Source organism: Streptomyces sp. FH025 (assembly GCF_017427025.1).
Lineage (GTDB): Bacteria > Actinomycetota > Actinomycetes > Streptomycetales > Streptomycetaceae > Kitasatospora.
Window position 1 is genome coordinate 1 of sequence record NZ_JAFLNG010000351.1, and the last position, 7,889, is coordinate 7,889.

At 72.5% G+C, this 7,889-nt stretch carries 8 protein-coding genes; 4 read left to right on the forward strand and 4 right to left on the reverse strand.

Annotation, left to right across the window (positions count from 1 at the left end; genetic code table 11):
• Positions 1-297: 297 nt before the first annotated feature.
• From J0670_RS23180 to J0670_RS23190, 3 genes are all read left to right on the forward strand, one after another.
• Positions 298-1,467, forward strand: coding sequence for a C40 family peptidase (locus J0670_RS23180; protein WP_207813576.1), 1,170 nt, complete (start codon positions 298-300; stop codon positions 1,465-1,467).
• A gap of 355 nt (positions 1,468-1,822) precedes the next feature.
• Positions 1,823-2,191: an RNHCP domain-containing protein gene (locus tag J0670_RS23185; RefSeq protein ID WP_207813577.1), complete on the forward strand. Its 369-nt coding sequence runs from the start codon at positions 1,823-1,825 to the stop codon at positions 2,189-2,191.
• Positions 2,192-2,216: 25 nt separating this feature from the next.
• Positions 2,217-2,648, forward strand: coding sequence for an RNHCP domain-containing protein (locus J0670_RS23190; protein ID WP_207813578.1), 432 nt, complete (start codon positions 2,217-2,219; stop codon positions 2,646-2,648).
• Between the two features lie 71 nt (positions 2,649-2,719).
• Here the strand turns inward: J0670_RS23190 and J0670_RS23195 are convergent, their stop codons facing one another.
• The 3 genes from J0670_RS23195 to J0670_RS23205 form a co-directional block, all read right to left on the reverse strand.
• Positions 2,720-3,322, reverse strand: coding sequence for an N-acetyltransferase (locus J0670_RS23195; RefSeq protein ID WP_207813579.1), 603 nt, complete (start codon positions 3,320-3,322; stop codon positions 2,720-2,722).
• 250 nt (positions 3,323-3,572) lie between these two features.
• Complete coding sequence (locus tag J0670_RS23200) at positions 3,573-3,989, reverse strand: hypothetical protein (RefSeq protein ID WP_207813580.1); 417 nt, start codon at positions 3,987-3,989, stop codon at positions 3,573-3,575.
• Positions 3,990-3,995: 6 nt separating this feature from the next.
• Positions 3,996-4,550 (reverse strand): universal stress protein, encoded by a 555-nt coding sequence (locus J0670_RS23205; RefSeq protein ID WP_207813581.1) that lies wholly within the window; start codon positions 4,548-4,550, stop codon positions 3,996-3,998.
• Positions 4,551-4,838: 288 nt separating this feature from the next.
• Between J0670_RS23205 and J0670_RS23210 the strand changes: the two genes are divergently transcribed.
• Positions 4,839-6,647, forward strand: a complete 1,809-nt coding sequence (locus J0670_RS23210; protein WP_207813582.1) for an oleate hydratase — start codon at positions 4,839-4,841, stop codon at positions 6,645-6,647.
• 1 nt (position 6,648) lies between these two features.
• On the opposite strand, the gene J0670_RS23215 is transcribed toward J0670_RS23210, so the two are convergent.
• A partial coding sequence (locus J0670_RS23215) for a DUF4118 domain-containing protein (RefSeq protein ID WP_207813583.1) occupies positions 6,649-7,889 on the reverse strand: 1,241 nt, incomplete at its 5' end.

Sequence of the window (7,889 nt, forward strand, 5' to 3'; positions counted from 1 at the left end):
GATCCTCGGCAGGTCCTGGTCGACGGCCGGGAGCGGGTGAGACTGGAGTACGGATTCGTGGCGCTGGGCCTGCTGATGCTGCTGACCTCGATCACCCTGGGCGCGACGGTGCTCTGAGGCGCGGGGCCCTGAGGTCCGCACGGGGCCCTGAGGCACGGGGCCCTGAGGTCCGCACGCTGCAACCTCGATGCAACCGTTGACCCGGAGTCGGCGCCTCCGGAAAGATCCGCGGCCATGACTACGCGCGTAAACCTCTTATCGCACCGGCTGGTTGTCTCACTACGCTGGGCGGCCCTGTTGTCGCTGTTGGTGTCGGTCGGCGTGTTCTTCGCCGGCGCCGGAGCCGCCCAGGCCGCGCCGGCCTGCGGGGTGCTCTCCTCCGGCGCCGCATCGCAGGCGAACGCCGCCGTCCGCTCCGCCTGCGGACTGATCGGCACGCCGTACTCGTGGGGCGGCGGCCACGGCTCGCAGCCCGGCCCGACGTACGGGATCTGCGACCCCTCCAACGGCGCCCCTGACGACTGCAACGTCCGCGGCCTGGACTGCTCCGGCATGGTCCGCTACGCCTACGACCTGGCGGTCGGCGAGGACGTCATCAACGGCACCACGAGAACCCAGTGGCCGACCTCCCGGGCGGTCGCCCGCTACTACCGGGCGGACGGAACCGGGCCGCTGCTCCCCGGCGACCTGGTGTACTTCGGCAACACCGCCTCCACCATCCACCACGTCGCGATGTACCTCGGGCAGGGCTGGATCGTCGAAGCCCCGTACTCCGGCGGCTACGTCCAGGTGGCGGCACTCTCCTCGCACAGCGACTACTACGGCGCCATCCGCCTGTACGGCGCCGGCGGCACCACGCCGACGACGCCCCCGACCACTCCCCCGTCGGGCGGCAACGGCAAGTACTGGGTGGACACCTTCTCCAACGCCCCGGTGTACGGCTCCCCCAGCTCCACCAGCAGCACCGGGACGCTGTACCAGGGCACCAACTACGTCTTCTGCAAGGCCTGGGGCCGCGAGGTCTCCAACGGCACCGGCTACAACCACTGGTGGCTCAAGACCAACCCCGACGAAGGCCCCAGCAACCAATGGGTGTCCGCGTTCTACCTGTCCAAGTGGGGCAGCGACGTGGCCAAGGACAACAACGGCACAACCATCCCCAACTGCCAGGGCGGCACCACCCCGCCCGCCACCGGCAAGTACTGGGTGGACACCTTCTCCAACGCTAGCGTCTACTCCTCGCCGACCTCCACCAGCAGCACCGGGACCCTGTACCAGGGCACCAACTACGTGTTCTGCAAGGCCTGGGGCCGCGAGGTCTCCAACGGCAGCAGCTACAACCACTGGTGGCTCAAGACCAACCCCGACGAAGGCCCCAGCAACCAATGGGTGTCGGCCTTCTACCTGTCCAAGTGGGGCAGCGACGTGGCCAAGGACAACAACGGCACAACCATCCCCGACTGCTAGACGACCGGGCCCGCCCCACCGCGCGGTGGGGCGGGCCCGGCCTGGACGGACCCCCTCCAGCACATCCGGGGGAAGCCTCCGCAGGCCCCCGTTCTTGCCACCCATGACGACCTCGCGGCCCGCCGCACGCTCCCGGGGCGGCGAATTTATTCGTTGGCGCCCGAGCGATCCCCGTGGTTAGGCTGACGCCGTTCTTGTTCCGCACGACCATGGGCCCACATGCCCAACCGGAGAGGGTGTCTTGATGTCCCGCCTCGCGCCGAGTGCGCCTCGCCACACCGCCTGACGAACCGTCGAGGCCACTCGGCCTGCTCTTGCTGCCATCGCACGAACCCCTCAGCAAGGAGCACCCCGGGTGTCCAGCACCTCCAGCACTCCCCCCACTCTCAAGACCTCCACCTTCGCCTGCGCCTGGTGCGGTCTGACCGTCTCCACCTACGCCGCCGACGGCACGCGGCGCAACCACTGCCCGTCCTGCCTGCACTCCCGGCACGTCCTCGACCACGTCGAGGGCGGTCCGAGCGACTGCCACGGCCGGATGTCGCCGATCTCCATCGCCGTGCTGCGCACCGGCGATTGGACGGTCGTGCACCGGTGCGTGCGCTGCGACGAGCTGACGTCCACCCCGGTCTGCCCGGACGACAACCAGCTCATCCTGATGCGGATGGCCGTCCGGCCGCTGGCCCAACCGCCCTTCCCCCTCGAAGCGTTCGGCACGCTCTAACCGACGTCAGAGGGAGCGCCGAACCATGCCACGACGCAAGAACACCGATGGCCGGAACCAGCGGCAGCACCGCCGCCCGCAGCGGCACAAGGACGTCCTGCACGGCCAGGGCGGCCACCGGGCGAACGCCTTCCGCTGCGTGGACTGCCGACTGGACGTCCCCTTGGACGCCCCGGGCACCGCCCATCGCAACCACTGCCCGAACTGTCTGGCCAGCCGTCACGTCGACGGCCGGATCCCGGGCGACCGGGCCGCCGGCTGCGGTGGCCGGATGGCCGCGCTGAGCCTGTCCGTCCGCACGGACGGAGAGTGGATGATCATCCATCAGTGCCTGTCCTGCGGTGAGTTGAGCGCCAACCGGATCGCCGGGGACGACAACGCCCTGGCCCTCGTCCGCCTGGCTCTCAAACCGCTGCGGGACACCACCCTCGCCCACCGCACCATGCTCACCCTATGATCACCCGCCCCGCGCGCCCCGCCAGGGCGCGCGGGGCGGACACGGCGGGGCCCCGGTCGCGGACTGCCGGTTCAGAGCGAGCTCTGGGCCTCCCGCCGCATCACCCAGAGCGTCGGCCCCCCCTCCGACAGGTGCACCTGCTGCAGTACCTCAAACCCGAAGTGCCCGTAGACCGCCAGGTTCGCCTCCTTGGACGACTCCAGGTAGACCGGCAGCCCCGCCTCGTCCGCCTTGGCCAGGCCCGAGCGCAGCAGGGCGGCGCCGTGCCCCTGCCCCTGGGCCGCCGGGTCCGCGCCGAGCACCGCGAGGTACCAGTGCGGCTCCGGCGGGACGTTGGCGGCGGCCGCCTCGACGGAACGCCGGAAGGGCTCGGCCCGCTCGCCGAGGATGTCAACCAGTTCCCGGAGGGTGTCCTCGTCCGGGACGGCCTTGTCCTGCGCCTGCGGCGGCACCCAGAAGGCGGCCGCGAGCTCGGTGCGCTCGCACACTCCGTGCGGGCCGTACTGCCGAGTGAACAGGGTGCGGAAGTAACTCCTCAGCCCCGCCTCCCGGGTGGCCTTGTCCGGGAAGAACCAGGCCATCATCGGGTCGTCGTGGAAGGCCCGGGCCAGCGCGCGGGCTATGGGTGCGGCATCGTCGTGCGTCGCCGACCTCGGCGTGTCCGTCATTCGCATACGGCCATTCTGCGCGCCCTTATCCCCACCGCCGGGGGTGGGGTCGGTGAACTTCCGCCCACCGAACGCTGACAGATTGGCCGTCAGGTGGACCGAGGACCGACCCTGCGGAGCCCCACCCTCACCGGCCGACGGGGCGCGCGGCCCCGCCTCACCTGTGTTCCACCGGTTGCCGCAGGCCCCGGAGTACCGGCCGGGGCCGGGGTTCGGCGTGGTCCGCCCGAGAGGGGGCGGACCGTCCGTAGGCGCTTCAGACCGTACGGTCGAAGCGCAGCAGGGCCACCCGCACCGTCCGGCGCGGGAGGGCGGCGGGGAGGGCCACCAGCAGGGCGATGGCGGTGAACATCGCGTAGTGCCCGAGTTCCACGCCGGAGCCGGACCAGCCGAGTTCGGCGTGCCGGTGTTCGGCGAAGGCGTTGCAGCAGAGCCAGGCGGCCAGGCCGATCACCGGTGCGGCCCGGGGCCTGGAGAAGCCGCCGAGCAGGCCGCACAGGGCCAGGTAGGCGACGAAGGCGAGCCAGCCGGAGTGCAGTTCGCCGAACCCGCCGAGCCCGAGGGCGAGCGCGCCGCCGGCGAGCAGGGCGACGGTGCCGGAGGCGGGGACGGCGAGCCGCTCCAGCACCGGGCGGTAGCGGCCGCCGCCGGGGCGCGCCGAGTACATCCGCACCGTGGACTACCCCTTCGCCACGACGAGTTCGGGCGCTGGTCCGACCGGCAGGTGCCAGCGGGCGCGGCGGTGCAGGGCTTCGAGGTCGTGCAGCAGCTCGGGCACCGGGACGGTCAGCACCGGGCAGCCGGCCGCGCGGGCGCAGTGGGCGGACACCGAGCGCCGCAGCCGGCGGCGCAGGAGGCCACCGCTGCGACCGAGGACGAGCAGGTCGTCCGGCCGGTCGGCGAGGTGGACCAGGGCGGGCCCGGTCTCGCCGCGGATCACCATGGGGCGCAGCGGCACACCGGGCTCGGTTCCGCCGAAGGCGGCGTCCAGTGCCTCGTCCAGCCGCCGCTCGGCGGCCTCCCGTACGGCGGCCAGCAGCGGCGGGCAGGGCGAGCGCCGGTAGCCGTGCTCGCCGCCGGGCGGTTCCCAGGCGAGTACCGGTACCAGGACGGCGCCGCGGCGGCGGGCCTCGGCGACCCCGCGGTGCAGTGCCGCCAGGCTGCCCAGCGATCCGCTGACCCCGACCACCACCCTGAGTGCGTCGTCGTCGCCGTGTCGCCCGTTGCCGTGCATGATCCGTCCTCGTGTGGTCGTGTGTTCCGTCGTGCTCCAGCCAAGCGCGCCCGGGGTGGCTGACCAGCTCTTCTTGACGTCTCCCTGACGCCCCGGAGGGTGTTCCCTACGCGGTCCATACGCGGGGCGCCGACACTCCCCCGGCCCCTCCCTCACCCGTTCGGCCTAATCAGCGCGCGAAGATCACTTTCGGGTGAATGGATGGTGGGTGAACGGAACACCTCCCGGGCGGTGGCACCGCCATGCCCGGCGGGCTGTTCGATACCGAACTTTCTAGGGAGAGCGGGCTTGTTCTACAGCAGCGGCAACTACGAGGCGTTCGCCCGGCCGAGGAAGCCCGAGGGAGCCGAGCGCAAGCGGGCGTGGTTCGTGGGATCGGGCCTCGCCTCGCTGGCCGGGGCCGCGTTCCTGGTGCGCGACGGGCAGGTGCCCGGCGAGCAGGTCACCATCCTGGAGCGGCTGAAGCTGGCCGGCGGCGCGCTGGACGGCATCAAGGAGCCTGAGAAGGGCTTCGTCGTCCGGGGCGGGCGCGAGCTGGAAGATCACATGGAGTGCCTGTGGGACCTCTTCCGCTCGGTGCCCTCGCTGGAGGTCGAGAACGCGTCCGTCCTGGACGAGTTCTACTGGCTCAACAAGGACGACCCGAACTTCTCGCTCCAGCGCGTCACCGAGCGCCGCGGCCAGGACGCCGGGACGAACGGCCTGTTCGCCCTCAACGACAGGGCGCAGAAGGACATCGTCCGCGTCTTCCTCGCCACCCGCGAGGAGTTGGAGGGCAAGCGGATCAACGAGGTCTTCTCGCAGGACTTCCTGGACAGCAACTTCTGGCTGTACTGGCGCACCATGTTCGCCTTCGAGGAGTGGCACGGCGCGCTGGAGATGAAGCTCTACCTGCACCGCTTCATCCACCACATCGGCGGCCTGCCGGACCTGTCGGCGCTGAAGTTCACCAAGTACAACCAGTACGAGTCCCTCGTCCTGCCGCTGACCAGCTGGCTGATGGACCAGGGCGTGCGGTTCCGCTACGACGTCGAGGTCACCGACATCGACTTCGACCTCTCCCCCGGCACCGCCGATACCCCCGGCACCGCCGACGCCCCCGGCCGCAAGCAGGCCACCCGGATCCACTGGCGCGAGGGCGGCCAGGAGGGCGGGGTGGACCTCGGCGTGGACGACCTGGTGTTCACCACCATCGGCTCGCTGACCGAGAACTCCGACAACGGCGACCAGCACACCCCGGCCCGCCTGGACGAGGGCCCCGCCCCGGCCTGGGACCTGTGGCGCCGGATCGCCGCCAAGGACCCGGCCTTCGGCCGCCCCGAGGTGTTCTGCGGCAACATCGCCGAGAGCAAGTGGGAGTCCGCGACCGTCACCACCCTCGACGCGCGCATCCCGCACCACATCCAGAAGGTCGCCAAGCGCGACCCGTTCAGCGGCGGCGTGGTGACCGGCGGCATCGTCACCGCCCGCGACTCCTCCTGGCTGCTGAGCTGGACGGTCAACCGCCAGCCGCACTTCAAGCAGCAGCCCGCCGACCAGATCGTGGTCTGGGTGTACTCGCTGTTCGTCGACCGCCCCGGCGACTACGTGAAGAAGCCGATGCAGGAGTGCACCGGCGAGGAGATCACCCAGGAGTGGCTGTACCACCTGGGCGTCCCGGTCGAGGAGATCCCCGAGCTGGCCGCGGACGCCGCCCGCTGCGTGCCGGTGATGATGCCGTACGTCACGTCCTTCTTCCTGCCCCGGCACGCGGGCGACCGACCGGACGTGGTGCCCGAGGGCGCGGTCAACTTCGCCTTCATCGGCCAGTTCGCCGAGACCACCCGGGACTGCATCTTCACCACCGAGTACTCGGTGCGCACCGGCATGGAGGCCGTGTACCGGCTGCTTGGCGTCGAGCGCGGCGTGCCCGAGGTGTTCAACTCCACCTACGACGTGCGCAAGCTGCTCGCCGCCACCACCCGCCTCCGCGACGGCGCCGAACTCTCCCTCCCCGGGCCGGAGTTCCTGCGCAGGCGACTGCTGCGCCGGGTGGAGGCCACCGAAGTCGGCGAGCTGCTCCAGGAGTTCGGGCTGATCGAGGACGAACGCAGGTAGCTCAACCCGCGGCGCTCGGGAGGTCGAACAGGTAGGCCGTCCCGCCGCCCGGGGCCGGTTCGGCGGTGAGCTCGCCGTTCATCGCCTCCACCAGGCCCCGGGCGACGGTCAGCCCAGCCGGCTCGGCGTCGCCCGGGGCGGTCACCCGCAGGTGGACGCGGCCCGCCACGGCGCCCGCGTCCACCACGGCCGGGCGCCCGGCCGCCGCCAGCACGTCCGCGACGGCCCGCTCCAGCAGGCCGGGGTCGGCGAGCACCCGCGGCAGCCCGTCCCCGAGCACGGTCCGCACCCCGACGGGCTCGCCGGAGAGCGCGGCCGCCACCACCGGGGCCAGCTCGGTGGGCCGCAGCACCACCGGGATCTCCCCGGCCCGCAGCCGGCTGAGGTCCAGCAGGTTGGCGAGCAGCCGCTCCATCCTCCGGGCCTGCGAGCGGATCCGCCGCCGCTGCGGGCCCGGCAGTTCGGCGGCCTCCTCGCGCAGCGCGGCCAGCGGGGCGCGCAGGTCCTGGCCGACGGCCTCCAGCAGCACGGTGTGCAGGGCGTCGGTGTGGGCGAGGGTCTCGGCCGCGGCGGCCTGGGCGGCGAGGCGCTCGCGGTCGCGGGCCAGCTTCAACTGGGTGACGAACGGGCCCAGCAGCCGGGTGTCCTCCTCGCTGAGCGCCGGTCCGCGCAGCGCGAGGACGGCGTCGGAGCCGAGGTCGACGACGAACGAGGCCTCGTCGGGGCGCAGCGGGACGGTGGCCCCGGAGGCGGCGGCCGGCTGCCAGAGCCGCCCGGTGCGGACCAGGACGACGGCGCCGTCCAGGCCGAAGACCTGGCGCAGTTCGGCGACCAGGTCGGGCAGCGCCCGGGCGCCGGACTCGACCGTCTCCCCGGCGAGGCGGGCCAGCACGGCGGCCTCGGCGCGGGCCCGGTCGGCCTGTTGGGAGCGGCGGGCCAGGCCGTCGATGAGGTGGGCGATGATCCCGGCGACGGCGAGGAAGAGCAGCAGCACGGCGAGGTCGGCGCCGCGCTCGACGGCGAGGCTGTGCCAGGGCGTGGTGAAGAACCAGTCGGCGGCGAGTGCCCCGACGACGGTGGTTCCGGCGGCGGGCAGCAGGCCGCCGAGCCGGGCGATGGCGGCGACGGCGAGCAGCAGGCAGAGCAGCGCGCCGCCGAGCGCGAGCGGGCCGCGCAGCGGGGAGAGCGCCCAGGCGAGGACGATGGCGGTGGCCGGGCCGAGCAGCCAGGCGAGCCGGCGGC

What these genes read in the sequence shown, in the direction of transcription:
- J0670_RS23190 (WP_207813578.1), top strand. Translation starts at nt 2,217, where the DNA reads ATGCCACGACGCAAGAACACCGATGGCCGGAACCAGCGGCAGCACCGC.
- J0670_RS23195 (WP_207813579.1), bottom strand. Translation starts at nt 3,322, where the DNA reads ATGCGAATGACGGACACGCCGAGGTCGGCGACGCACGACGATGCCGCA.
- J0670_RS23205 (WP_207813581.1), bottom strand. Translation starts at nt 4,550, where the DNA reads ATGCACGGCAACGGGCGACACGGCGACGACGACGCACTCAGGGTGGTG.